The 23038-nt window shown below is 61.6% G+C and carries 25 protein-coding genes; 11 read left to right on the top strand and 14 right to left on the bottom strand.

Annotated features, from left to right (window positions below; translation table 11 throughout):
* Positions 1 to 390: 390 nt before the first annotated feature.
* The 4 genes from AC57B6_RS10075 to AC57B6_RS10060 form a co-directional block, all read right to left on the bottom strand.
* Entirely contained in the window at positions 391 to 1632 is a 1242-nt protein-coding gene (locus AC57B6_RS10075) for a hypothetical protein (protein ID WP_496421182.1), read from the bottom strand.
* Between the two features lie 268 nt (positions 1633 to 1900).
* Complete coding sequence (locus AC57B6_RS10070; protein WP_496421181.1) at positions 1901 to 2875, bottom strand: ParB/RepB/Spo0J family partition protein; 975 nt, start codon at positions 2873 to 2875, stop codon at positions 1901 to 1903.
* A 6-nt stretch (positions 2876 to 2881) separates the two neighbouring features.
* On the bottom strand, positions 2882 to 4066 hold the full coding sequence (locus AC57B6_RS10065) for a ParA family protein (protein ID WP_496421180.1): 1185 nt from the start codon (positions 4064 to 4066) through the stop codon (positions 2882 to 2884).
* 239 nt (positions 4067 to 4305) lie between these two features.
* Positions 4306 to 6324, bottom strand: coding sequence for a site-specific integrase (locus AC57B6_RS10060; RefSeq protein WP_496421179.1), 2019 nt, complete (start codon positions 6322 to 6324; stop codon positions 4306 to 4308).
* A gap of 208 nt (positions 6325 to 6532) precedes the next feature.
* Here AC57B6_RS10060 and AC57B6_RS10055 point away from each other — a divergent pair, with 208 nt between their 5' ends.
* From AC57B6_RS10055 to AC57B6_RS10045, 3 genes are all read left to right on the top strand, one after another.
* Positions 6533 to 7699, top strand: a complete 1167-nt coding sequence (locus AC57B6_RS10055) for an ImmA/IrrE family metallo-endopeptidase (RefSeq protein ID WP_496421178.1) — start codon at positions 6533 to 6535, stop codon at positions 7697 to 7699.
* Positions 7696 to 8229 carry a DUF4411 family protein gene (locus AC57B6_RS10050; RefSeq protein ID WP_496421177.1) on the top strand — a complete coding sequence of 178 codons (534 nt, stop codon included), beginning with the start codon at positions 7696 to 7698 and terminating at the stop codon, positions 8227 to 8229. Before AC57B6_RS10055 ends, AC57B6_RS10050 begins: the two co-directional genes overlap by 4 nt.
* A gap of 267 nt (positions 8230 to 8496) precedes the next feature.
* Complete coding sequence (locus tag AC57B6_RS10045; RefSeq protein ID WP_496421176.1) at positions 8497 to 8793, top strand: hypothetical protein; 297 nt, start codon at positions 8497 to 8499, stop codon at positions 8791 to 8793.
* A gap of 218 nt (positions 8794 to 9011) precedes the next feature.
* Here AC57B6_RS10045 and AC57B6_RS10040 read toward each other — a convergent pair whose 3' ends face one another.
* The 3 genes from AC57B6_RS10040 to AC57B6_RS10030 all read right to left on the bottom strand — a co-directional run bounded on the left by AC57B6_RS10040 (position 9012) and on the right by AC57B6_RS10030 (position 12075).
* Positions 9012 to 9275 carry a phosphoribulokinase gene (locus AC57B6_RS10040; RefSeq protein ID WP_496421175.1) on the bottom strand — a complete coding sequence of 88 codons (264 nt, stop codon included), beginning with the start codon at positions 9273 to 9275 and terminating at the stop codon, positions 9012 to 9014.
* A gap of 163 nt (positions 9276 to 9438) precedes the next feature.
* The gene (locus AC57B6_RS10035; RefSeq protein WP_496421174.1) at positions 9439 to 10332 is read right to left on the bottom strand and encodes an IS1634 family transposase; all 894 of its coding nucleotides are present in this window, start codon (positions 10330 to 10332) and stop codon (positions 9439 to 9441) included.
* Between the two features lie 588 nt (positions 10333 to 10920).
* Positions 10921 to 12075 carry an IS110 family RNA-guided transposase gene (locus AC57B6_RS10030; RefSeq protein WP_496421173.1) on the bottom strand — a complete coding sequence of 385 codons (1155 nt, stop codon included), beginning with the start codon at positions 12073 to 12075 and terminating at the stop codon, positions 10921 to 10923.
* 165 nt (positions 12076 to 12240) lie between these two features.
* Here AC57B6_RS10030 and AC57B6_RS10025 point away from each other — a divergent pair, with 165 nt between their 5' ends.
* Complete coding sequence (locus AC57B6_RS10025; RefSeq protein WP_496421172.1) at positions 12241 to 13263, top strand: IS110 family RNA-guided transposase; 1023 nt, start codon at positions 12241 to 12243, stop codon at positions 13261 to 13263.
* Positions 13264 to 13516: 253 nt separating this feature from the next.
* Here the strand turns inward: AC57B6_RS10025 and merR are convergent, their stop codons facing one another.
* Positions 13517 to 13951, bottom strand: a complete 435-nt coding sequence (gene merR / locus AC57B6_RS10020) for a mercury resistance transcriptional regulator MerR (RefSeq protein WP_496421300.1) — start codon at positions 13949 to 13951, stop codon at positions 13517 to 13519.
* A 71-nt stretch (positions 13952 to 14022) separates the two neighbouring features.
* Here merR and merT point away from each other — a divergent pair, with 71 nt between their 5' ends.
* The 7 genes from merT to AC57B6_RS09985 all read left to right on the top strand — a co-directional run bounded on the left by merT (position 14023) and on the right by AC57B6_RS09985 (position 19344).
* On the top strand, positions 14023 to 14373 hold the full coding sequence (gene merT / locus AC57B6_RS10015) for a mercuric ion transporter MerT (RefSeq protein ID WP_496421171.1): 351 nt from the start codon (positions 14023 to 14025) through the stop codon (positions 14371 to 14373).
* Positions 14374 to 14386: 13 nt separating this feature from the next.
* Positions 14387 to 14662 (top strand): mercury resistance system periplasmic binding protein MerP, encoded by a 276-nt coding sequence (merP, locus tag AC57B6_RS10010; RefSeq protein ID WP_496421170.1) that lies wholly within the window; start codon positions 14387 to 14389, stop codon positions 14660 to 14662.
* 18 nt (positions 14663 to 14680) lie between these two features.
* The gene (merC, locus tag AC57B6_RS10005) at positions 14681 to 15115 is read left to right on the top strand and encodes an organomercurial transporter MerC (protein WP_496421169.1); all 435 of its coding nucleotides are present in this window, start codon (positions 14681 to 14683) and stop codon (positions 15113 to 15115) included.
* A gap of 45 nt (positions 15116 to 15160) precedes the next feature.
* Positions 15161 to 16840: a mercury(II) reductase gene (gene merA, locus AC57B6_RS10000; RefSeq protein ID WP_496421168.1), complete on the top strand. Its 1680-nt coding sequence runs from the start codon at positions 15161 to 15163 to the stop codon at positions 16838 to 16840.
* Positions 16841 to 16856: 16 nt separating this feature from the next.
* Positions 16857 to 17513 carry an organomercurial lyase MerB gene (merB, locus tag AC57B6_RS09995; protein WP_496421167.1) on the top strand — a complete coding sequence of 219 codons (657 nt, stop codon included), beginning with the start codon at positions 16857 to 16859 and terminating at the stop codon, positions 17511 to 17513.
* A complete protein-coding gene (merE, locus tag AC57B6_RS09990) occupies positions 17428 to 17742 on the top strand; it encodes a broad-spectrum mercury transporter MerE (RefSeq protein ID WP_496421166.1) in 315 nt (104 codons plus the stop codon). Before merB ends, merE begins: the two co-directional genes overlap by 86 nt.
* A gap of 255 nt (positions 17743 to 17997) precedes the next feature.
* Positions 17998 to 19344, top strand: a complete 1347-nt coding sequence (locus tag AC57B6_RS09985) for a dihydrolipoyl dehydrogenase family protein (protein WP_496421165.1) — start codon at positions 17998 to 18000, stop codon at positions 19342 to 19344.
* 118 nt (positions 19345 to 19462) lie between these two features.
* On the opposite strand, the gene AC57B6_RS09980 is transcribed toward AC57B6_RS09985, so the two are convergent.
* From AC57B6_RS09980 to AC57B6_RS09955, 6 genes are all read right to left on the bottom strand, one after another.
* The gene (locus AC57B6_RS09980) at positions 19463 to 19612 is read right to left on the bottom strand and encodes a hypothetical protein (RefSeq protein WP_496421164.1); all 150 of its coding nucleotides are present in this window, start codon (positions 19610 to 19612) and stop codon (positions 19463 to 19465) included.
* A 210-nt stretch (positions 19613 to 19822) separates the two neighbouring features.
* Positions 19823 to 21055, bottom strand: a complete 1233-nt coding sequence (locus AC57B6_RS09975) for an MFS transporter (protein WP_496421163.1) — start codon at positions 21053 to 21055, stop codon at positions 19823 to 19825.
* Positions 20971 to 21786: a cytochrome c biogenesis CcdA family protein gene (locus tag AC57B6_RS09970; RefSeq protein WP_496421162.1), complete on the bottom strand. Its 816-nt coding sequence runs from the start codon at positions 21784 to 21786 to the stop codon at positions 20971 to 20973. The genes AC57B6_RS09975 and AC57B6_RS09970 overlap by 85 nt, the downstream gene beginning before the upstream one ends.
* A gap of 84 nt (positions 21787 to 21870) precedes the next feature.
* A complete protein-coding gene (locus AC57B6_RS09965; RefSeq protein WP_496421161.1) occupies positions 21871 to 22143 on the bottom strand; it encodes a thioredoxin family protein in 273 nt (90 codons plus the stop codon).
* Positions 22144 to 22158: 15 nt separating this feature from the next.
* A complete protein-coding gene (locus tag AC57B6_RS09960; protein ID WP_496421160.1) occupies positions 22159 to 22581 on the bottom strand; it encodes a heavy metal-responsive transcriptional regulator in 423 nt (140 codons plus the stop codon).
* A gap of 213 nt (positions 22582 to 22794) precedes the next feature.
* The gene (locus AC57B6_RS09955) at positions 22795 to 23022 is read right to left on the bottom strand and encodes a heavy-metal-associated domain-containing protein (RefSeq protein ID WP_496421159.1); all 228 of its coding nucleotides are present in this window, start codon (positions 23020 to 23022) and stop codon (positions 22795 to 22797) included.
* Between the last annotated feature and the right edge of the window lie 16 nt (positions 23023 to 23038).

Raw genomic sequence — 23038 nt, 5'->3', positions numbered from 1 at the left:
CTATGGCGGCGAATTGCTTGAACGTGGCCATCCCGCGACCGGCTAAGCGCCTCGCGTTGACCGTTCAGTTTTTTCTGGACACCGCGGGTACGAAGCACGACATGCTATCCGCCTTAGGGGCGTTTCGTTACCCGGTAACGGGCTCTCGTTACCGGGTAACGATGATGAGGGTGCGGCGTGGCACAGACGACAGCAGAGCGACAGGCCGCCTACCGTGCAAGGCGGGCGACGGCCGGAAACGATGGCAACGGGAACGGCGGCTTAGCATGTGTGGGTGACCACTGAAGCCGATCTCGCACTCGCACGGCTGGCACGTCGTCACTCGGTAGCGAAGGAAGGCTGAGGCTGGCAATGCGCAACAGGTAAGCTGCGAAGGCACACGACTGCGGCTCACGCAACGGCCGGATGCAAACGGCCGGCAACGGTCACGCGCAGCAGCTGCTTCATCTGTGCGAGCCGATCGTCTGCGTCCTCGGTGAGGACCCGTGGCATCTCGTGGGCGAGCTGCGTACGCAATGCAGACTGCACTGCCCCCCCGCCCTGCAGCCGCTTTGCTGCAAACGCGGCCTCGCGCGCCGGGGTCGCCGGAACGAGGTGCCCGCTTTCGATCGCGGCAACAAAATCCACCTGCCAGTTTCCGGCGCTGACGCGTGGTGCGGCCTCCCCGCATTCGTGGACGGTGACCGCGGTGGCGTCGCTGGCCACGCAGATACGTCGCGAGGTCTTGCAGTCGAAAAAGATCCCGCCGGCATTCCGCTGAACCACCGTGGCGACCCGGAGCGCTTCCTGGTCGGCCTTGTGGCGTTTGGCCGTTGCCTGCCGTTTGTTGCGAGCCTGCCAGGCGAAATCAGCGGTCGAGCGCAGCAGGGCGCGCAGATAGTTGATGGGGCGCTGGGCCTTGCTGAGGTGTTCCCAGGCGACGTCAACCACATCGGAAAGCAGTTTCTGGTGCTGGCGTGCTTCGCGCATGAGTTTGAAGATCAGGAATTCATGAAATCCCAGGCGGCGAAGGCGCTCGAGGTCACTGGGGAGCTGGCCCGGTTGTCTCTTTTGAGAAGAAGCAGGGAAAAGATCCTTATATATACCTCCGTCTGCCACATTGGCAGACCGCTGGACAACCGAAGAGCTCCGATCTTCCTGCTCTACCCGCCGCTCGGTTTCGGGCGTTGCCGCGGGACTAGCCGGAGCCTTCTCAGCGACCAGACCGAGCAGCAGGGCGGCGCTTTCCGTGAGATGCAGATACGCACGTCCAAAAAGGCCTGCTTCACCGTATCGGTTCTGCGGGGGGCGAATGATCAATCCAGCGGCTTCGAGGTCGTCAAGGCTGCGATAGAAGGTTCGCATGGACTGCATCGCGCGGCCCGTGAGCAGCTCGCGCCGGGCGAATATCGCGGCGTACGGGCGTTTGGCGTCGACGGTGCGGGCAAGGGCAGCGAGGAGGGCGCGTGAGCGGGCGGTGAGCCCCTGCAGTTGGGCAGCTCGATGAGCGGCCCGAAAGATCACCCAGGGCAGATTGGTGGTATCGCAGGTGAATTCGGCGCGTGCTTGTGCGTCGCCCTCTGCTGGTTGTGCTTCTGCTGCGCCGGGATAAGCATCACCCTCGCCAGCAACGGAATGTTGCGCGATAGACATGTCGAGCGTCCATTTTCTAAAAATGGAAGACACATGCTTGACTGCCGATCGCTTTCCGCTACACTCCGAAGTGTCAGTGCTTCGCCCGATTAGCCGTCGGGGGAGTGCAGCAGGAGGGGCGAGCGACAGCAAGCCCAGTATTCAAAAGCCTTCGGAATTAGCCGTTCCGAAGGCTTTTGTCTTTCTAGCGTTAGAGCGTCATTGACTGCATCCAAGCCCCTTTCTTTTTCCGTAAGTCACTGATTTATAAGCATGTACGACTCGTACATCACTCCTTGCTCGTAATCTGACTGGCGATGAACTCTCGAATCCGCTGCGCCCAATCGCTGGCAGACTCTGCGTCATCGCCCTTGAATTGAACTCCTACGACGCCTTTGCGAACCGAGATCTCGCAGATGTGCCGTTTGCCGCTTTTGACGAACAATTTTTCTGCTGGTGCAGCAGTCGGTCGCTTTGCCCGGGCCATGCTCACGGCCTGCTCTTGCGTCATCGTTTCGTCGTTGACGAGCTTCTCGATCGCCGAAATTACTGCCTCGGCGCGGCCCGACTCCGCTATCTGCGACAGCGCCTGCGCCGCAGTGCTACCCAAGCGCTCCGGGCGCCGAAAGAGGATTTCTTTCGCCTTGTCCGGCAAGGCGTCGTATCGCATGATCCGAGTCACATGGACGCGGCTAATGCCCGCGATCTCTGCCAACGCTGCGTGGTCCAACCCAGTTTCGGTCTGCAGTTGAAGGAAATTCCAATACTTCTCGAAGTCGGAAAGGGAGGGCGCTAACAGATTGCTGAAAAACGCGAATTTGCTGACGTCCTCGTCGGCAATGTCTTGGGTTACCGCTCGAATGCGTTGGCGGCCCAGCTCGCGATAAATCGCGGTGCGGTTGTGACCAGCGACCAATTCACGTCGACCGTTAGGCCTGCGGCGCAGCACGACCGGTTGAATCAGCGGGTTGCGTTCGAGGTTAGCTTTGAGTTCAGCGTATTCCTCCGGACTCAGTTTTCGGCGCCTGCCTTCGACCTCGTCGATGAGATCCAAGTCGACTTCTTCCTCGGCGGTGCGCTCGGCGAGCGCGCGCTTCAAGCGCTCGATCTCGTCATGCTGCTGCTCCGCAGTTGCCTGCAAGTGCATGAGCTGCCCCGGAGCCGTTCGGGGGGCGCCAACTGGACGAGTTCCAGCCGCGGCCACCTCTTCACTGGTGAGCTTGATGCCTGCCGCTTTTGATGCGAAATTCTTCATCGTCGCCATGGTCGCCTATCCTTTTTGCCAGAGACTCGAAATCTTGTCGTCCACCCGGTCGACGAACTGGTCGCACGGGGTCCGAATTCGCCGGAGAGTCTCTGCGCCGCCCTCATAGACCGTCAGGTCGTAGACGGTCGCGAACCGCATGTTCGTGTTTCGCGCAACGTCGGTTTCGGGTATCTCGACAGGTATCACCCTTGAGCCGTAGAGCTGCGAAATCCAAGACTGAACGGCTTTCGCAGCAGGCTTTGGCGTCATCCTGGTCACCAGAATGTCGATGAAATCGAATTCCTTCCTCGACTCATCCCCTCTGGCGGCCATCCCGGTCACCAAATCCGAGAAGAGATGCCAAAACTGCACCATGGACGCGAATGCCAGTACGTCGGGAACAACGGGCACAATCACTCCGTCAGCCGCGAAAATGGCATTGATCGTCAGGTAGCTAAGCGTGGGGGCAGTATCGAGAATGATGTAGTCGTATTCATCTCGCAGGGCTTCGAGACCCTGATGCAGTACGTTCTCAAAGCGTTCGCCACGGGCGCCCGCCGAAGCCCGAGCTGGCAGCATGAACTCCGCGTTAAACAATTCCGTCGACGAAGGAATCAGATCGAGGTTTGGCCAGTAAGTGGACTGAGGAAGCGTCGACATGTCGAAGGGCTCTCCCTTCAAGAACGCTTCGACCAAGGGCATGATCGTCTGCGACGCATCAACCTCAGCGTGTGGGTTTATCCCATAGAGCGTCGTGGCGCTTCCTTGCGGGTCGAGGTCGATATGGCAGACGCGCCGGCCCCGTCGCAATGCGAGCCCCTGCGCCAAGATGGTCGACATCGTAGTTTTTGTGACGCCACCCTTGAAGTTGGCCACCGCAATGACTTTGCCTGGACCGATGCGCGGTGCAGGGTTCAGTTCGGCCTTGACCCACTGAACTGCCTCCTCCACGGTAAACTGTCGTGGAGCGCCTCGACGGGACTGCGTGCCTTGTGGCAACTCCCCCTTTTTGAGTGCATAGGCCATCCGTTGGGTGTCTATGCCACACATCTCCTGCACCCGAGCGGAACTGATTAACGGCGGGACTTTCCGGGGGAACGGTTCAAGCAACTCGTCGCGAATCTTCTGAAGCATGAAGTCAGATAGGCCGGCGAGCTTGATGAGGTCTTCGGGCGTCGTCTTCCCGGGATTCGCGAGGTCGAGATCCATAGCGTTCTTAGGGCGTTCCATTCCGGTGGTTGTGTTCTATCGTTTGAACGAAAATCTAGCCAGCCGATAGAATTTCCCGAAGCGTAGCTGTCGCTCTAGGTAAACGCAAGTTAACTTTTGCGGGGATGGATCGCCTGGGACCCCTTTAAATGCTGGGTTCGGCAGGTTTTCGTGAGAAATTACGTGAGGAAAAGCGCAGGTCGTCTCGGTATCTGCCTGCTCTTTCGTATGCGAAAAAACTACTCTTCTGCACCCGAAAGGGCGTCCTCGAAGAACGCGTTCATGGCCTTGTAACGCCGCGCGCTATCCCCTTTGGTGTAGATCGTGGTCGTGCCGAGGCTGGCGTGTCCAAGATTCACCTGGACGTCACGCACGTCCGCGCCGCTGTCGAGCGTGTGGTTGACGTGCGTGTGACGCAGCCAGTGGGTGCTGGCACGGTGCAGATCGGCGGCGGCGCCGGGGTAGGTACGCTCGAGCTGGTCGGCCGCCCGCGCAAAAATCCGCTTGAACAGGCGCGCGACCGCGTCCGGGGTGAGCGGCCTGCCGGTCTGCAGATGCGCAATCAGCGGGGTCTCTTTCGGGCACTTGCCGAGGGGCGGCTCGCGCCGGGCCTGCAGCGTACGCTCCAGCTCCTCCATCAGCCTGACCGGCATCGGCACGTGACGCTTGCGGCGCCCCTTGCCATGGACCTTCAGCTCCCACGCATCGTCCAGCGCGCCGTCCAGCGCGGTGCGGGACAGATCTCCCGTGGTTGCCCTGGCCAGTTCAGCGCGTCGCAGGCCGGTAGCGTACGCGAACAATAGTATGAAGTGGTCGCGCTGTTCTTCCCGCGTGTACGTCACGCGCGTTGTTGTCTGCAGCACGTATTTCCATTGGGCGTGCGTGAGGGTGCGTCCCGTCGCATCGATCTCATCGATGCCGTCGGACTTCGGCAGGCCGTGGAAAGGGTTGCTGGCCAGATACCGTTCTCCGACCAGCCAGCTGCACATCGAACGCAGGACCTTGCGCGCGATCTCGCGGCTGCGCTCACTCAGCGCTTTTCCCGTGAACGGCCGCCAGGCCGGCTCAAAGCGCTCGACGCGCCGATGGCCAACCCAGCGTGCCGCGGGCTGCGGGTCCCGCAAGAAAACCTCGATGTATTCGCTGCAATCCAGCGTATTCAGCGACGACAGCGGTTTGCGTTTCTCCACGATCGCCCACAGCAGCAGGCGCTCGGCCTCCCGCCGGTAGGCCCGGGCCGTATCGGCGCTGCGGGCGCCGCGGACGTTCACCCAGGCGGCGATCGCGGCGAGATCCGTATCCAGTTCGGCCTGGTGCGCGGGGACGGGCGCGCGGTTCAGCCCGCGGGAGCCGTCGAGTTCTGCCGATACGCGTAAGGCTTCCAGCGGCACGACAGCCGGTACGGTTGGCGCGATCGGCGGCCGGGTAAGCGCCGGATGCCCCGGTTGCAGCTGCCGGCGCGGGGTGGTGGCCAGCGGGGAAAGTACCTGCCGAAGTGACGTGGCATGCAGGGACAGCCAGTCCATGATGCGCTGCGCGCCCTTCGGGCCGACCTTCGGCACGGCGGTGTGCCAGCGGTGACGTCGCCGGCCAATCAGGGCCAGCAGGTCGGCCAGCGTTGCGAGGCCAGCGGCCTGCAACCGGCCGGCGACGACCGGCTCGAACCAGCCGTCGAGCGGGTGGTCCGGGCGCGGATCCTGAACCAGCGCCTTTTCCATGCGGACGAGCGCCGCGGCCTGGCGGTGCCGCAGCCGGGCATTGCGGGCAATCCGCCGGTCCATGCGCGGGGTAGCTTCGGGCGGGTAGTCGGCGAGATACAGGCCAAGCAGCTCCGCCTCGCCATAGACGTGGTCCGGATCAACGCGATCCCGGTAGACCTCCAGCGTCGGCACGTCGTCGGTGCCGTGCAGCTCGGCCAGCGGGATGCTGCCGGGTTTCAGGCGTAGCAGGTGCGCCGCCTCGATGTCGCGCGCGCGCCGCGCGGCGACGGCCAGCGTGTCGCGCAGCGTTGAGATCAGCCGGCGTGTGATCCGCACGTCGGTGCCGGGCTCGCCATAGGCGGTGTGCAGTCCCTCGATCGTTGCGCCCTCAAGGTAGCCGCGGTACAGCGCGAAGTGTTGGCGGGTCAGACGTCGGAGGGACATGACGGATGGGCGTGCAAATTTTTGGCTTTGGATCAACCGGCCGGAAGCCTTACCGGGCGGGCGTTCCAGCGCAGTGTAGCGGAGCGCGTCAAATCTGACGAGCAAAAACACCACTCCCGCTAACTCCAGTTATCAGATGTGGCGATTTTCTGCCCGGGGCGGAAAAAGACGCTTTTCGCATGCGAAACGGCCAGAAGGTCAGGGCGGCGGACGTGGCTGGCTGAATCACTCGCGCGCAAATGAGCCTCGCCGGTTTGTGCGATATCGCGCAAAATACGGCCAGTGCGCGGACTTCCCCGTGCGGCACGCATCCCCAACTGACATGCCCCAGATCAACCCTGACATATTGCTGTGGGCGCGAGAAACGGCAGGTCTTTCAATCGAAGAGGCCGCCAGCGCCCTGCAGCTCGGTGGCGTGCGCCAGCCCGGCGCGGTCATCCTGCGCGCCTACGAAAGCGGCGAGCACGCACCCAGCCGGCCGCTGCTACTCAAAATGGTGAAGGTGTATCGCCGTCCTTTGCTGGTGTTCTATCTTGCGGAGCCTCCGAAGCGGGCTGACCGTGGCGAGGACTTCCGAACGCTGCCACCCGATCAGCGCGTCGAGAGCGCGGGCGCGCTCGATGCGCTGGTGCGCGACGTGCATGTGCGGCAGCGTCTCGTGCGCACCACACTGGAAGAAGCCGAGGAAGCGGTTGCGCATTCCTTCGTGGGTAGCGTCACGCTGGATCAGCCGGTCGCCGATGTGGTGACCCGTGTGGCGCGCACGCTGCAGTTCGATCCTGCCGCGTTTCGCCGCACGCGTACGGTCGAAGACGCTTTCGCGTACCTGCGCGATCAGGTTGAACGTACCGGGGTGTTCGTCCTGCTCATGGGCAACCTCGGCAGTCACCACTCCAATATCAGCCCGGAGGTCTTTCGCGGCTTCGCGATTGCCGACGATGTCGCGCCGTTCATCGCCGTGAACGATCAGGACGCGAAGTCCGCGTGGTCATTCACTGTTTTGCACGAACTCATCCACATCTGGCTCGGCCAGTCCGGGGTCAGCGGGGGAGCGCCGGAACAGCGAGTGGAGAAATTCTGCAACGATGTTGCAAGCCGCCTGCTGTTGCAGGACGCAGAACTGGACGATCTCCCGCTGGTGGGCATGGACCTGGCCGGCATGGCTCAGCGCATTGGTGAATTTGCGGATGCGCGGAAGATCAGTCGACCGCTGGTCGGATATCGGCTACTGCAACGGGGGCACATTTCCCACCCGACGTGGCAGGACCTGTCGCGGATCTTCCGGGACAGCTGGCTCAAGGAGCGTGACGCCAAGGCGAAGCGTGTCGGCGCGCCGAGCTACTACACGGTCCGCCGGCACCGGCTTGGCGGGGCGCTGCTCGATCTTGTCAAACGTACGGTGGACGAGGGCATCCTGACGCCGACCAAGGCGGGCCGCGTCCTGGGCGTGAAACCCACCAACGTGGCAACCCTGCTGGGTGGTGCATGAGTCGAACGCCCAGCACGGTTTATCTGTTGGACGCGAACGTCCTCATTGATGCTCACAACAAGTATTACGCGATCGACATGGTCCCGGAGTTTTGGGACTGGCTTCTATATTCTGCGAGCGCGGGCGACATCGCCATGCCGCTCGAAACATTCGAAGAGGTGCGGGGTGGGGCGGATGCCAAAAAGGACCTTCTGAACGAGTGGCTTTGCCGCGATGCGGTGGAAGAGGCGCTGGTGCTTGCCGAGGAGGTTGACACGGGGATACTGGCCCGGGTCATGAACGCATACGCGCCAGACCTGACGGATAGTGAGGTTGAGCAGCTGGGCCGCGATCCTTTTCTCATCACCTACGGGCTCGTGCGGCCCCAGCAGCGCGTGGTCGTGTCGAACGAAGTTTCAAAGCCCTCCAAACAGCGGGCCAACAGGAAGGTGCCGGACGTGTGCCGCCAGGTAGGCGTTGCCTGCTGCGACACCTTTGCCATGCTCAGGGCGCTCGGGTTTCGAACAGGCTGGGCAGCAAAATCCGGTTGAGCCCACCTCGGCAGCGCAGCTTGCACTGCCTCGCTCTGCTGAGTCGAGAGCAGCTAACAGATGTGGCAACTTTTTTCGGCAGCCGCGATGTCACCGGGATCACAGCGATTGCGCATGCGAAAACCCCGGGAGCGGTCTTGGCGGCGCCCATCGTTCAACTCCTTGGTCGGGTTGGCTGATGTTCGCCACGAACTACGATTTGACGATCGAACGAAAAATCTTCGGAAATGAATAGCGCTCTACACGCGAATAAAATAGGGGTACCGCATGCACGTTCTTGAGACACATGGTCAAATCATTTCCGACTATGCGAGCTATATCCGTAGCTTCCTGAACATTCAGGATCCGGAGATCCGCGCTGAGGTCGAATCGAAGCTTTCGGACGGACGATTGTGGCCCATACAGGTAGCGCGTAACCGCATCGCGCGTCGACACGCCTGCGTACCAGGCGCGCAGCGCGGCCAGCGCATCGGCGTCCGGAAAGCCGGATTGCGCGGGTATCGCGTCCGACGGGATTGTGAGGCGCGTTTTCAGGCGAGTTTAGTCGGAAAACATGGCTATTAAGATAAGCATACTTATCTTAATAGTGCGATCTTCTAGCGCGTTCGTAACAGGTCATGCTATTACGTGTAGGCGCTTGCAATTGAAACCGGCCGTGCTTGCAATCGACGCGCGTTTTTGCTCGAAATAACTGCAACTGACGAGCAGCACGTGCTCGGATTATCTGCAACTGTGCTTGCATTCCATCGCCGCGTGCTCACATTATCTGCAACTGACGGCACTCAGATCGGCAGCCCGGCGGCCAGCATCCTGTCGCGCAAGGTCGCGGCCCGCACGGGGTCGAGCGAGTTACTGAAGAGCGCCTTGATCTCGGCAGGCTTGGCATCGAACTGTTCGACGAGATCCTTGACGCGATAGCACTGACGCGTCAGCGTCGGTTCCAGCTGACACGACAGCACCGACTCGACCAGTTCGGCCGATACCGGCTTCTCGCCCGTCAGATACCCCGCATCGAACGCCAGAGCCAGATGCAGCTGGATTTGCAATGGCGTGCGCAGCCTGGTCGCCAGCAGGTCGATCGCGTCTTCAGTCAGGATCGATTCAACGTCGGTGCCATCGCCGGCGCACGCGCCGAGCAGCCAGTAAATGTATTCACGCTGGCTGCCCGCCTTACATTCCGCACGTCACAATTTGGCGCGAATTTCGTCGCTAGTCCGGCGGGCGAAAGGCGTCTTCCGGGACGCCGAGTAGCCTGAGCAGCTGACGCTGCAATTCCGTGAGGGGAACGTCGAAGACCTGCACAGTGTGTGCACCATCGATCAGCCGGTGACGTTCGGCGAGGCTGAACAGGCGCAGGATCTGTTCGGTCGTGGGGCGTGCGCACTGACGCTGCTCGGGATAAAGAGGCAGTTCGTCGATATTCTCGCGCTTCATGGCAAGGCGCAGCTCGCGTTCAATGAGCGCCTGCACGAGCAGAGCGAGGAAGTACAGCGTGAAGAAAGCCTCGATGCGACCCTCATCCTTCAGGAACACGGGTGCGATCTCATGTACGGTCTTGATCTGTTCGAAGCGCTTCTCGATCATCGGCTGACCCTTGTGGGCTTCCAGCACCTGGGCCGGTGACAGACTGCGATCGTTTGTAACCAGAGGATACATCCCGTCGCTGCTGTGATCGTAAGCGATGGTCTGTTCGTCCGTCGTCCACTCGATGTCAAAGCGCCGCCTGGTGATCTTGCGGTAAGCCGTCTCGGGTCCCGGGCGACCCCGCCGCGTCTGCCGGTACTCGTGTTCTTCGCGCACGGTACGACGGACCTTCAGATAGCGGGCGACGTGGTGCTTCTCGAGAATCACCTTTATCTGCAGGTCAATCTCGGCAGCGCCACGCAGCCGCGTCTTCGAGCCGGCGAGCCGCGCGCGTAACTGCTGGAACTCTTCAATGGCCGCGGCGATGTTCCTGCGTCGCCGGGCCTCCTGACGCAGGGTCAGCAACGGACTCCACACCCATACTACGGGCCAGGCTTCGGCCGACAGTAGCGGCGCGCGAAAGACATACCAGCAGTCGCGCAGCCCGTCGCTGTGGCGCGGATTGGGCCGGTCCCACACACAGGTCCAGTCAGTCAGGGGTATTGGTCTGGATCCACTGGCGGAACTCGGCGTCTTCCAGGCGATTGCGGGGCAACACGGTGACGAACCGTCCGCCCGCGCGATCGATATGGTCCATGTTTTCGCGCGAACACAGTTTCGAATGGGCAACATACTGCCACATATCACCGAGAGGTTTGCATCTACTATCGCTTTCATCCTCGCGCCGGGGAGGTGGCGCTTGTATCGGGGTGCCCTTCTATGAGCAGGAAGTTGTCAATACCTTTGACGATCTGGGTCGTAAATCATAGAGATCCTTTCCGCCAATGAGGGGAAGTGTGCTGCGGTCCAAACGTCCAATCTACATCGGGAGGTCCGAAGCCGATCGTCGCGCTCGTGAGAACCAACGTCTCACCACCTTCTATCCGCTGGCCGCTGGCCAGCCTCATCCTGTATGCGCGTTGCGCCGGAATTGCTTTTCGGGAGCATGCCCCATCTCAAGATCGGTTACGTCGGTAACCTCGGCACCCCACGGGCATGTTCACTTCAAACTGTCCCTGCATCACGTTTCACGCCCTCCATGATGGCGTAGCTATCGCACCCTTCGACTCAGCTTGATTTCAGTTGCGCTCCCTCTGGTACCACGCCATCTTTCAGATAGCGCCAGAGTGCAATCGCGAGACGTCGCGCAACGGCAACGATCGCAATGCGTCGGGAGCGGCGATTCCGTTCCGTTCCCTGAGTGCGCTGGTGGAACCACTGTGTCAGCGCACTATCGGGTTGGTAGCGCAGCCATGACCACGCCAGCTCGGTCAGCAGCGCACGCACGCGTCGGTTGCCCTGTTTGCTGATTCCCTGATCTACCTGACTCTCACCGCTATCGTAGGGCTGGGGTACCAGGCCTACGCATGCACCGACTTCACGCCGATTGTGAAATGTTCTCCAATACAGTTCGAGCGCGAGACGGGACGCGCCGACCGGTCCGACACCCTTCAGCCTCGACAGGTCTTCGATCCGTTTGCGCGCGGCCACCGGCAGGTTCTCGTGTCGCGCTTTCTCAAGCGCTGCGAATTGCTGTTCGGCGAGTCCCAGCCGTTCGCATTCCCGCCGCAGCCGCGCATGCAGTTCCGGTGGCAGCGGCGTGCCGTCGTAACACTTCACCTCACCACAGGCGAGGCGGCCCGCGAAACCCCGATGATTGACGTCGTCCCAGCATCCGAGCGTCATCAGCAGCTTGCGTATGCGGTCGCGGTGCTGCAACACTTCCTTCTGCAGTTGTCCGCGGTCTCGCATCATCTGGCGTGACGCTTCGTCCTGGATTGACGGCACACGCACGACGTGCATCCGGTCCCGTTCGCCGCGTAACCATGCGCGCAGGTTGGTCACCAGCTTGATTACATCCAGCCGGTCAGTTTTTGCACGCCGCCGGTGACGTTCGACAGGGATGCTCGCGGCATCGATCACATAACATTCGATGCCGCGCGCCTGTAGTGCACGATAGATCCAGAACGCGTCCTGGCCGGCCTCGTAGCTTACTGCCACGCGCACATCCGCAGGCAGTGCCCATTTCTGCTTGTGCGCATCAATCAGACCCAGTACCGCTTGCAGACGCCCGGCGGCATGCGCGTCCGCCACCGTATGGATAGCTGGCTTTTCGCGCTGACCATCGTGCAGCGCGACCTTCCACTTTGCTGCGGCCAGCTCGATCGATACCGCCAGCAACAATTCACCACTGCCGGTTGAGGATGGCAGATCTGTGCGCATGATGTTCTCCTGTGAACTGGAATCGACACCCTGATTCTACGTATCAGGGTGTCGACGATCCGCCTGCTGTCATAGGATCTCAAGAAACGGATTTACTGGGATGGTCCACCCACTTTTCATCGGGCGGATACTGAAGCCCCGATACCCGTATGTGAGGTCACCGTCATGAACTCCGCCAATTCACAAGTGATCGGCATCGACGCCGGCAAGAACTGGTTTCATGTAGTTGTTATGGACGCGAATGGTCATCAGGTCGACCGGCGCAAGCTGGCACGTGGCGCACTTCTGGAATACATCGCGCAGCGGCAATCGGGACTGATTGCAATGGAGTCATGCGCCGGAACGCAGTTTCTGGCGACCAGGATGCAGGCGCTTGGCCACGACGTGCGGCTTGTTCCCGCCCAGTTTGCGGCCCCCTTTCGCAAGTCGAACAAGAATGACTTTAACGACGCTGAAGCGATCGCCGAAGCTGCCATGCGAGGTCACATGCGGTTCTCTCGCGTGAAATCGGTTGAAGAGCTCGACATGCAGGCTCTGCACCGTGCCCGCGATCGAATGATCCGCGAACGGACCGGGCAGATCAATCAGATCCGGGCGTTTCTCCTTGAGAACGGCGTCACGATCGTACAAGGCAGAGCGAAATTGCAGCACCGTTTGCCGGAGATCATGCACGGCGCCAACTCGGGGCTGTCGGGTGTCATGCTGCGACTGCTGGACATTCTCGTCGGCCGGTGGCGGGAACTGGACAACGCGATCAGCAAGCTCACCCATGAGATCGAGCTGATTGCGCGCAGTAGCGAACTCTGTCAACGACTCGTCAGCATTCCCGGCATCGGCATGCTCAGTGCCACCGCACTTGTCGCCGCTGTCGGCGACGCCAGGCAATTCAAACATGCCCGTGATCTGGCCGCCTGGATCGGCCTCGTGCCACGGCAGTTCAGCACCGGCGGCAAGCCCCGTCTCCTGGGCGTCGGCCACCGCGGGAACAGTTATGTTCGCAAGCTGCTGGTTCACGGTGCGCGCGGTGTCATCAGTCGGCTGAACCGTTCAAAACATCAGTTGGCAAACTGGCTCACCGAGCTCGAGGCACGCGTCCACCCCAATGTCGCCACGGTCGCGTTAGCCAACAAGCTCGCCCGAATCGCGTGGGCCGTACTTGCCAAGGGAGAAACTTATCGTCCAGCCTGAACCCAACCTGTTACTGCAAGCGACGTTGTGTGGAAGAACAGTCAATCGGCGCGATCGTGAACCTGTGTACGTAAAGGGCTCTCTGAAGCCGCGGATTTTCTAAGGTCGATCACGCGCGGATACCCATCACGGCCGGCAACGTGTTGCCGAGACCGAATAGATTTATGCAGACGCATCTTCCAGACAATGACAAAACCTCGCTTGCAATTCGCGGGTGGACCATAGATTTTCGTACGTTAAGGCCGAATGCCCCTTACACGGCGCCGGCGTCACGCGATTCTTCACCTCGCTGCAATGAGGCAATCATCGGACACGACACGTGACCCGTGCGCGAATGGCACGCGCACACGAGTTGAGTCAGCACGGCCTCCATGCGCCGGAGATCGGCGAGCTTGTCCTGTATGTCCCTGAGCTTGTGTTCAGCGAGGGTGCTCGCCTCGTCGCAATGCGTTCCGTCTTCCAGTTTCAGCAGGTCCGCGATTTCGTCGAGGCTGAAGCCCAGCCGCTGCGCCGATTTGACGAACCGCACCCGGGTGACGTCAGCCGCGCCGTAGCGGCGAATGCTGCCGTACGGCTTCTCCGGCTCGAGCAGCAATCCCTTGCGCTGATAGAACCGGATCGTCTCCACAGTGACGCCGGCCGCCTTCGCGAAGGCGCCGATGGTCAGGCTTTCGCAACCGTTTTCTATACCGCTTGACTCCGTACATAGGTACGGAAGTAAGCTTACGCTATTCATTCAAGGTTCGAAAGGAAAAGCGTATGGCTGAACAGCAGAACGGGCGCAGCGTGCTCTTCGCAGGCGGCCTGGCCGCGCTTCTCGCCTCAACCTGTTGCCTCGGGCCACTGGTATTGGTTGCATTAGGTGTCAGCGGCGCCTGGATCGGCAATCTGACGGTGCTTGAACCCTGGCGCCCGATTTTCATCGGCGCTGCGCTGGTCGCGTTGTTCTTCGCCAGGCGGCGCATTTTCCGACCGGCATCGGCCTGCAAACCCGGCGAAGTGTGTGCGATTCCACAAGTGCGCACCGCGTACAAGCTCATCTTCTGGATCGTGGTCGCGCTGGTATTGATCGCGCTCGGTTTCCCCTACGTACTGCCTTTGTTCTATTGACCAGGAGTTCGTCATGAAAAAACTACTTGCTGCACTCGTTGTTGCGGTCGTCACCGTCCCGGTTTGGGCGGCGACACAGACCGTCAAGTTGTCGGTGCCAGGCATGACCTGCGCCGCCTGCCCGATCACAGTCAAGCATGCGCTTTCCAAAGTTACGGGCGTCGAAAAAGCAGATGTCCGTTTCGAGCAGAGGGAAGCCGTTGTGACGTTCGACGACGGCAAAACCAACGTCCAGGCGCTGACCAAGGCCACTGCGGACGCGGGCTATCCGTCGTCGGTCAAACAGTGAAACTACGGAGGTACTGCAATGTCGTTCGTCACGCGCGCGGCCGATAAGGCCGGTTTGCTCGGCAGCATCGCCTCAGCGATGGGCTGTGCGAGCTGCTTTCCCGCCATCGCCAGTTTGGGTGCGGCCATTGGTCTGGGCTTCCTGAGCCAATATGAAGGGTTGTTCATCCGCATCCTGCTACCGACATTCGCCGGCATCGCGTTGTTCGCCAATGCGATCGGGTGGCTCAATCATCGGCAGTGGCGCCGTACCGCACTTGGCCTGATCGGCCCGGTACTGGTGCTGGCGGCCGTGTTTGTGATGCGGGCCTACGGCGAGCGCAGCGGTTGGCTGCTCTATCCCGGTCTCGCCGTCATGATGGCGGTATCGATCTGGGACATGTTCTCCCCGGCCCAGCGCGTCTGTACCACCGATACGTGTGCGCCGGGCACGGGCAACGTGCGCAAGGGTTGAGCCGTGGTGCATCTAACCAAATCTATGAAAGAACGGAGTAAGCCCATGATGACCTTGAAGATCGACGGGATGACCTGCGCTTCCTGCGCGGAGCACGTCAGGCAGGCGTTGGAAAAGGTGGCCGGCGTGCGCTCGGCAGCAGTCTCCTGGTCTAAAGCGCTCGCCGATGTGACGGTCGATGGAGTAGTCAGCCACGACACGCTGGCGGCCGCCGTGACGACAGCCGGCTATCACGCCAGGGTTGCCGACGTGCCGACCCAATCCAACGGCCCGCTCGACAGGGCGCCCGGCTGGTTGGGGGCTGGTGGGAAGCATAGCGGCGATGCCGGCGCGCTGCGGGTCGCCGTCATCGGCAGCGGTGGCGCGGCCATGGCGGCTGCGCTGAAGGCCGCCGAAAACGGCGCACAGGTGACACTGATCGAGCGCGGCACCATCGGCGGTACCTGCGTGAACGTCGGCTGCGTGCCCTCCAAGATCATGATCCGTGCAGCCCACATCGCGCATCTGCGGCAGACAAGTCCCTTCGACGCGGGCATCACCGCGACGGCACCGGCCATTGACCGGCCGCGCCTGCTCGCCCAGCAGCAGGCGCGCGTGGACGAGCTGCGCCACGCCAAATACGAAAACATTCTCGACACGAGCCCGAACATCAACGTCCTGCACGGCGAGGCGCGCTTCACGGGGAGCCATACGCTTACCGTGACGCTGACCGCCGGCGGCGAACGTACGGTGTCGTTCGATCGCTGCCTGATTGCCACGGGTGCAACGGCCGCAGTGCCGCCGATTCCGGGTCTGAGGGAAACGCCGTACTGGACTTCGACCGAAGCACTGGCGAGCGACGTCATCCCCAAACGGCTCGCCGTGATCGGCTCGTCGGTGGTCGCGCTGGAACTGGCCCAGGCATTTGCGCGGCTGGGCAGTCATGTCACCATCCTGGCCCGTCACACACTGTTCTACCAGGAGGACCCGGCAATCGGCGAAGCCGTGACGGCGGCCTTTCGCGCCGAAGGCATCGAGGTGTTGACGCAGACCCAGGCGAGCCAGGTGTCGCACGCCGATGGCAAGTTCGTCCTCACCACGAACCACGGCGAGGTGCGGGCCGACCAGCTGCTGGTGGCAACGGGTCGCTCCGCCAACACCCGCAGTCTGAACCTGGCAAGTGCCGACGTGCAGCTCGACGAACACGGCGCCATCGTGATCGACACGGGAATGCGCACGAGCGCACCGGATATCTATGCTGCCGGCGACTGCACCAACCAGCCGCAGTTCGTCTACGTTGCGGCGGCCGCCGGTACGCGCGCGGCGATCAACATGACCGGGGGCACTGCGCGGCTCGATCTCGATACGATGCCGGCGGTCGTCTTCACCGAGCCACAGGTTGCGACGGTCGGCTACAGCGAGGCGCAGGCGCACCAGGCGGGCATCGAGACCGACAGTCGCACACTGACGCTCGATAACGTCCCGCGCGCGCTGGTGAACTTCGACACGCGCGGCTTCATCAAGCTGGTGGTGCAAGCCGGCAGCGGCCGGCTCATCGGCGTGCAGGCGGTGGCGCCCGAGGCAGGCGAAATCATCCAGACGGCCGCGATCGCGATCCGCGCGCGGATGACGGTCCAGGAACTCGCCGACCAGCTGTTCCCGTACCTGACGATGGTCGAAGGCCTGAAGCTCGCCGCGCAGACCTTCACCAAGGACGTGACGCAGCTCTCGTGCTGCGCTGGATAACCCACGGGGGACAACGATGAACCTTGCCCGCTACACGGCCGAACTTGTCGAGCGCCTGACGATGGGCAACCGGTCGGAAGGCTTTGCGGATCTCTTTGTCGTCCTGCTGCGTGAACTCAGCAAGGGGGCGCCGGTTTCTCCCGCCGCGCTGGCCCTGGCCCTGGACTGGCCCGTCGGGCGTGTGACCGCTGCACTCGAACAGGCGGTCAGCACCGAGTGGGACGACGATGGCAACGTCGTCGGCTACGGTTTGACGTTGCGTGAGACCCCGCACACTTTCGAAGTCGGCGGCCGACGCCTGTACACGTGGTGCGCCTTCGACACATTGTTCTTCCCGGCGCTGATCGACCAGACGGCCCACGTGGTCTCGCGTTGTGCGGCCACCGGCGTGCCGGTCTCACTCACGGTCACGCCCACCGTGATACAGGATGTTGCGCCGGCGGGCGCGGCCGTGTCACTGATCCTGCCGCAGGACACGCCTGACATCCGCGCTGCGTTCTGTTGCCATGTACATTTCTTTGCCTCCGCCGCCGTGGGCCATGACTGGGCCTCAACGCATGCCGGAGCCGACATCGTGAACGTTCACGATGCTTTCGCAGTCGGCCGCGAGCGTGCCGACCGACTGTTGCAGGCCACCGGTCTGCGAAACGCGGGGAGCGCAGACCGTGCGTAATTCGGCCATGCCGCGTTCCCCTCACAGCTCCCGCTGGCGCGCCTGGCTCTGGGGTGCGCTCGCTGCACTCACCTGTCCGTGCCACCTTCCGATACTGTTGCTGGCCCTCTCGGGCACAGCAGCCGGTGCCTTTGTCAGCCAACATATGGGCGTCGCCGTGATCGTGCTGGTGGTCCTGTTTGCCCTATTTGTGGCGCGAGCGCTGACTGCGTTTCGCACATCGCGCTGAGATGTGTGATTCAACCCCGCACGCACCAGCGTCCGGTTGGGGACAGCACTATTACTGGCAAGCAGCCTGGCTCAGGTTGCGTCCGGGGGATGACCCAGCAGATGGGCAGCGGCGCTCGATTCGTCAAACCCCATAACTTTTCCTGACCGGGAGAAGAAAGCGTTGCCCGGCGATTGCGTTGCGGACTACCCTTTTAATTCCTGCCAGAGTTTCGTTTGGCCTTGTGTCGCGGGCTGTGAAAACAGGAGCAACATCATGACGAAAAAGTATGACCTCGTCGTTATTGGCGCCGGTACCGCAGCGATGACGGCTGCCATGCGAGTTCGTGCCGCCGGTTGGCAAGTGGCCGTCATTGATTTTCGTCCCTTTGGCGGGACATGTGCATTACGGGGATGCGATCCAAAGAAAATGCTGATCGGCGGCGCCGACGCATTTGACCATGCACGCCGCATGCGCGACAAAGGTGTCGCAGGAGACCTGCATATCGATTGGCCCAAACTGATGGCCTTCAAGCGCACGTTTACCGATCCGGTTCCGAACAAAATGGAAGATCGGTACAAATCCAAGGGAATCGATACGTACCACGGGAAAGCGCAGTTTGTCGGTAAAAACAGATTGCAGCTCGCCGGTACGCCCGTGGAAGCTGAGCACATACTAATTGCTTCAGGAGCGGAGCCGGTTAAGTTAAACATTCCTGGTGAAGAACATCTGCTGGATAACGAAGGCTTCCTGGCGCTCGAAGCCCTGCCTAGCCGGATTGTCCTCGTTGGTGGTGGCTATATCGCAGCAGAGTTCTCGCACCTCGCAGCGCGTGCGGGCGCAAAAGTGACGATCTTGCAGCGTGGCGATCGGATGCTCAAAGCATTTGATGCCGACCTGGTCGGTTGGCTGATGGAGTCATTCACCGCCCTTGGCATTGAAGTGCGGACAAAAACTACTGTCCTCGACATTGAAAAAACCACCAGTGGATACCGGGTTGCTTCTTCGAATGACGGCAAGCAATCGACGATTGAAGCAGATCTGGTAGTGCATGCTGGGGGGCGGGCTCCGGACTTTGACGCGCTCGACCTTGCTGCGGGAGGCGTCGATACGGAAGGCGGTCGGTTAAAACTCAACGAATATTTGCAAAGCGTCTCCAATTCGTCGGTGTACGCCGCCGGCGACGCGGCCCGCATGGGGCCTCCGCTAACGCCGGTTTCCAGTCATGACGCAAAAGTCGTCGCTGCAAACCTACTGAATGGAAACCAGCAGAAGCCCAATTATCAGGGTGTTCCGAGCGTGGCTTTCACCATCCCGCCGATTGCCGCGGTTGGCCTAACCGAGGCCCTTGCGCGTGAACAAGGCACTAGGTTCCGGATCCGAAGCCAGAAAACGCCGACTTGGTTTACAGCCCGGCAGCAAGCAGAGCCGGTCTATGGCTTCAAGGTGCTTGTCGACGAAGATACGGACCATATTCTCGGTGCGCATCTAGTTGGACCGCATGTGGACGAGGTCATTAACATATTTGCATTGGCAATAAGGCATGGTCTGACCGCCGAAGACCTCAAGACCACCATGTTCGCGTACCCAACCGGCGCTTCCGATATTGGATCAATGCTATAGGTGGTATGCCGTCGAGAAACATATTTACCCGTACGCCTGCGGAGATAGCAGGGCGCCAAGCGCTGATGGCTTGCAGGAGGAACCTAACGGACGGCGCCATGTTTCTTCTCGAAGACACCTAAATTCGTCCCAGGCAATGCGCCAGCACCCGGTACGCTCGATCAAGCGACGAGTCGTTCGCCTCGCGGCGCGCGATGGCCTCAAGCGTGCGAAGCAGGTGTTCGGCAACTTCGAGGTCTTTCTCCGAACAGGCGCGCTCGAATGCCATCCGCACATCATCGTGAAGCGTGGATCGGACGGCGCTTGCGTCTTTGCAGGAGAGCGCCCTTGGTTGCCGTGAGAAGGGGCGAGAGCGTTGTCGGCGCATCATGTCAGTGCCCCAAAGGTTCGAACGTGAGCGTCCCCTCTGCACGATTGCCGGCCGATGGATGGCACGCACTCCGCACGCGAGCAAACGACGTGCTTAACTCAGCGAACATTACCGACTCCCGGATGACAGGCCTGTCGCTCCAGAAGGGATTTCGGAGCGAAACAACCGGAGGGAGGCCACGGCGACCGCCAACTCAACGGCCGCAAATACACCCAATGCGGCCCCGAAACCGAAGCGAAGCACCTCCCCGAAGATGAGGCTGCCCAGGCCGAAGCCAACGAACAGCGTGAACACGTTCAAACCCATGGCCTGTCCGGGTCGCTTGCTCCCGAGGGACGTGACAATGCCCGCGAAGAGTGGCTGCGTCATGTCGTAGCCCAGGGACAGCACCATCGCCACGACCGGTGCGAGGATCAGTGGGAAATCCAGGAGCAGGGCCGCCGCGCCGAGCGTGCTGAGTCCCAGCCCAATCGGCAGCAACCTGGCACGTCCCCACTTGTCCGCCGCGCGGCCGATCAGCGGCCCAAACAGAAAACCAGGCACGCCGTAGCCGAGCAACGCCAGACCAATCCCGACCGGCCCAAGGCCATAACGTCGTTCGAGATACACACCGAGCCACGTGAAAACTCCGGAATGGAACATCGAGTTCACGAATACGTAGCCATAAGTGCGCTGACCGCGTGACGTGCCGAGGAGAGTCAGATAACCCCGAAAGAGCTCACCGAGCGTACCTCCAACTGGCTGCATCGCGGTCGCAATGATGCGGCGATAGGGCAGAAACAGCGGCAGGGCAATTCCTCCTGCTGCACCGACCAGCAGGAAAAGACCCCGCCAACCGATGACTGGTACCAGCATCGCACCCAACGGCGAGTCGAAGGCCATTCCTCCGGCCATGGCGCCAAACAGCCACCCGAGCGGGCGGCCTCGCTGCTCGTAAGGAAACAGCCTGGCGACGAGCACGAGCGCAAGCGGCACAACACCGCTGGCACCCAGCCCCGTCAGAACGCGCCACAGCGCCATCTGCGCGATGGACGTCGATGTCGCGGTTAAAGCCGTGAGCGCCGCAAATGCCGCCAGGGAGGCATACATGACCCGCTGCACGCCGAGCCGATCCGCCAGAAGACCGTAGACCAAGGTCGCGATCCCATAGGGAATCAGATAGGCCGGCACCACCAGGCCGACGGTTTGCACCGAGGTCCCGAAAGCGTTCGAGAGCGTCGGGATGATCGGTGCGACCATGTACGCCTGGAAAAAAATCATGAAAGTGGCGACCGCGAGCATTCGCAGCAAGCGTTCCCGTTCGTGATGCGCCGGGGTGTGCGCGACGGCTTCATGCGACATGTTGATTTCTCCGCCCGGTCAGGGAGTGAGGGCGGCCTAGATGGCCAGTTGGGGAATGACAAAAAATACGCGTTCAGCATGTACAGGCCCGCCAGCACCAGCGTGACCGCGCCGGTCACCTCGAATGCCTTCTGGTAACGCTGAAGCATCGCAAGACTTTCCAGCCAGCCCACCGCCGCGGCACCGAGGATGACGGGAACCGCGCGCCCTATCGCAAACGCAAACAGAAGCGTTGCGCCGAACAGAGGTGACCCGATCCCGGCCGCGATGCCGAGCAGTACCACGAGAGCGGGCGTGCAAAACGGGCAGACAGCAACGGCGAAGGATGCGCCCAGTACCACGGCCCCCCAGCCGCTGCCGGCCCGCTTTCCGCGAAGCGATATCGATGGCAACGGCAGCCTGATCCAGCCAGGCCACATCAGGCCCAGCAGAATCAGTGCGGGCCTCAGGACAACGCCCCATTCCCGGTCAACCAGCTTCGCGACCCAATGTCCTCCAAAGCCGGCAATCAGCCCCAGCAGGGTCTGGGTGATCACCATGCCCAGAACGAACAGGCCGCCATACAGGGTTGCTGTTCTCGGTTCGCGCGACTTCGTCACGTAGGCGAGGGATACCGGGATGGAGGCGAGCGCCACCGGATTGAAGGTGAACACAAACCCCAGCAGAAACCCGATGCCGAGCGATGCCAGGCTTGCGTGCTCGAGCGAGGCACGCAACGACTCAATATTCATGTGGCGTTCCTGGAAGGGTGTGTTCGATGGTTAGCTTGCCCGTTGGCACACGCGTCTCGCGTACCATGGTTGCGGGATGGTGACTCACGTCCGTTCGCGTTCAAGTCGCCGCGCCAGTTCGTCGCGAAGCTGTGCGGCGCCGGGCAGTTTTGCGAAAACGAGCTCGCCATCAATCGCCATCGACGGCGGGGTCAACACGCCGAGTTGTACGGCGTAATCCAGTTCATCGAGCAGGTTCACGTCGCGCCACGTCACCCGATGCGCGCCGAACGCCTGGGCGATGGCTTTGAGGCTATCCCGGCTGCGCTCGCAGTGGCTGCAGCCTGGCGTCGAAAACACTTCGATCCTGATACTCATGGTTCGCCTTCCGGGTTAGTGTGGCTCGCGCTGCTGGTTTGCCACGCTGGACTCCAGCGCTGCCAGAATGGGACAGTCATCCAGCGGCCTGCCTTCGTCCGTGCAGACCTCGATCAGCCCGCTCAATGCCTGGGACATCGCTTTCATCATCTTGATCTTCTGTTCGAGCTGCAGCTTCTTGCGGATCGCGAGGCCACGCACGTCGCTGCAGCACGAGCGGTCGTCGGCCCTCATCTCAAGCAGTTGCCGGATTTCCGACAGCGTCATGCCGCAGTCCTGGGCGTGCCTGATGAAGTCCAGGCGGCGCACTGCGTCCTCGCCATACAGTCGATAGCCGGCTTCGGTCTTTGTTGCGGGCGTTAGCAGGCGTTCATCCTCGTAGAAGCGGAGGGTATCGGTGCTGACGTCGGCAAGCTTCGCCAGCTTCCCGATAGTCATCGCGGCGCGCGCCTGAGTTGCCTCACCTCGCGGGTCGGTCCGCTGCCGAGGCTCGGGCGTAGGACTTCCTCTTGGCTTCGCACCAGCGCGGTCTCGCTTGCTCGAATTGATGGGTGTTCTCACGTATGGTTCTCCAATGGACGGGTCCCGGCATGTATGCCGATCCCCGCGCAAACTGTGGCCCGGCTCAATGAAATGACGCGGCGCGGCCGTTTAACTGACGACCCGGGTCTCGTAACCGGCCTCAGTCAGGCATGCAACGAGTGCGGCCGGTTCGACCGCTGCCGTGTCAAACAGGACGTTGATACGCTGGTCATGGGCCTGTGCGCGCACCTGACGTACGCCACCCAGCGGTGTGAGCAGACGCGTGACACGCTGCTCGCATTTCTCGCAGTTCAGGCGCTGGTCGCCGATGACCTCGAATGTGACGGACTTGAACATCGCTAAAACCTCCAGT

It is taken from the genome of Paraburkholderia sp. BGA-UO-ETr-F12 (assembly GCF_059567945.1).
The sequence above is the reverse complement of the archived record's forward strand: the minus strand, read 5'-3'. Positions and strand labels throughout refer to the sequence as shown.

Excerpts from the sequence above, each read along its gene's own strand:
- merB (WP_496421167.1), top strand. The coding sequence starts at position 16,857 with ATGAACCTTGCCCGCTACACGGCCGAACTTGTCGAGCGCCTGACGATG.
- merP (WP_496421170.1), top strand. The coding sequence starts at position 14,387 with ATGAAAAAACTACTTGCTGCACTCGTTGTTGCGGTCGTCACCGTCCCG.
- AC57B6_RS10065 (WP_496421180.1), bottom strand. The coding sequence starts at position 4,066 with ATGGATCTCGACCTCGCGAATCCCGGGAAGACGACGCCCGAAGACCTC.
- merE (WP_496421166.1), top strand. The coding sequence starts at position 17,428 with ATGCTTTCGCAGTCGGCCGCGAGCGTGCCGACCGACTGTTGCAGGCCA.
- AC57B6_RS09960 (WP_496421160.1), bottom strand. The coding sequence starts at position 22,581 with ATGACTATCGGGAAGCTGGCGAAGCTTGCCGACGTCAGCACCGATACC.
- AC57B6_RS09970 (WP_496421162.1), bottom strand. The coding sequence starts at position 21,786 with ATGAATATTGAGTCGTTGCGTGCCTCGCTCGAGCACGCAAGCCTGGCA.
- merT (WP_496421171.1), top strand. The coding sequence starts at position 14,023 with ATGGCTGAACAGCAGAACGGGCGCAGCGTGCTCTTCGCAGGCGGCCTG.
- AC57B6_RS10075 (WP_496421182.1), bottom strand. The coding sequence starts at position 1,632 with ATGTCTATCGCGCAACATTCCGTTGCTGGCGAGGGTGATGCTTATCCC.
- AC57B6_RS10070 (WP_496421181.1), bottom strand. The coding sequence starts at position 2,875 with ATGGCGACGATGAAGAATTTCGCATCAAAAGCGGCAGGCATCAAGCTC.
- AC57B6_RS10050 (WP_496421177.1), top strand. The coding sequence starts at position 7,696 with ATGAGTCGAACGCCCAGCACGGTTTATCTGTTGGACGCGAACGTCCTC.
- AC57B6_RS09955 (WP_496421159.1), bottom strand. The coding sequence starts at position 23,022 with ATGTTCAAGTCCGTCACATTCGAGGTCATCGGCGACCAGCGCCTGAAC.
- AC57B6_RS10025 (WP_496421172.1), top strand. The coding sequence starts at position 12,241 with ATGAACTCCGCCAATTCACAAGTGATCGGCATCGACGCCGGCAAGAAC.
- AC57B6_RS10045 (WP_496421176.1), top strand. The coding sequence starts at position 8,497 with ATGCACGTTCTTGAGACACATGGTCAAATCATTTCCGACTATGCGAGC.
- AC57B6_RS09980 (WP_496421164.1), bottom strand. The coding sequence starts at position 19,612 with ATGGCATTCGAGCGCGCCTGTTCGGAGAAAGACCTCGAAGTTGCCGAA.
- AC57B6_RS10030 (WP_496421173.1), bottom strand. The coding sequence starts at position 12,075 with ATGCGCACAGATCTGCCATCCTCAACCGGCAGTGGTGAATTGTTGCTG.
- AC57B6_RS09965 (WP_496421161.1), bottom strand. The coding sequence starts at position 22,143 with ATGAGTATCAGGATCGAAGTGTTTTCGACGCCAGGCTGCAGCCACTGC.
- merA (WP_496421168.1), top strand. The coding sequence starts at position 15,161 with ATGATGACCTTGAAGATCGACGGGATGACCTGCGCTTCCTGCGCGGAG.
- AC57B6_RS09985 (WP_496421165.1), top strand. The coding sequence starts at position 17,998 with ATGACGAAAAAGTATGACCTCGTCGTTATTGGCGCCGGTACCGCAGCG.
- AC57B6_RS09975 (WP_496421163.1), bottom strand. The coding sequence starts at position 21,055 with ATGTCGCATGAAGCCGTCGCGCACACCCCGGCGCATCACGAACGGGAA.
- AC57B6_RS10055 (WP_496421178.1), top strand. The coding sequence starts at position 6,533 with ATGCCCCAGATCAACCCTGACATATTGCTGTGGGCGCGAGAAACGGCA.
- merC (WP_496421169.1), top strand. The coding sequence starts at position 14,681 with ATGTCGTTCGTCACGCGCGCGGCCGATAAGGCCGGTTTGCTCGGCAGC.